Consider the following 436-nt stretch of genomic DNA (forward strand, 5'->3'; position numbering starts at 1 on the left):
TCAAATGTATCAACAAGCGTTAGTGGCTTTGCTCGATGAGCCGAGAAGTGAAATAGGGAAGATTGATTTACTCTCAGTTGCAGAGCGTCATACCTTATTGCAGGAATGGAATGACACAGACGCACCTTATCCACAAGATAAAACACTGCAGCAATTGTTTGAAGCGCAAGTGGAAAAAACACCGGATAATATCGCCCTCGTTTTTAGCAATAATCAATTTGACGATGAGCAGCTGACATATGCTGAGCTCAATGCGCGTGCTAATCAGTTGGCGCATCACATCCGCATCCAATATCAAGCTCAGCACAATCAGCCATTAGCGCCTGACACCTTGATTGCACTGTATTTGGACCGCAGCTTAGAGATGGTCATTTCTATTCTGGCGGTATTGAAAGCAGGCGGCGCTTATGTGCCGATTTCCCCTGAGTACCCTCAA

General features: G+C 45.6%; 1 protein-coding gene. It reads left to right on the forward strand.

What is annotated here, in order from left to right:
• Nucleotides 1-436, forward strand: a 436-nt coding sequence (locus Q0779_RS23775) for an AMP-binding protein (RefSeq protein WP_298776746.1), incomplete at both ends; no start/stop codon positions are given.

It is taken from the genome of uncultured Shewanella sp., assembly GCF_947491715.1.
In the GTDB taxonomy this organism is placed as follows: Bacteria; Pseudomonadota; Gammaproteobacteria; order Enterobacterales; family Shewanellaceae; genus Shewanella.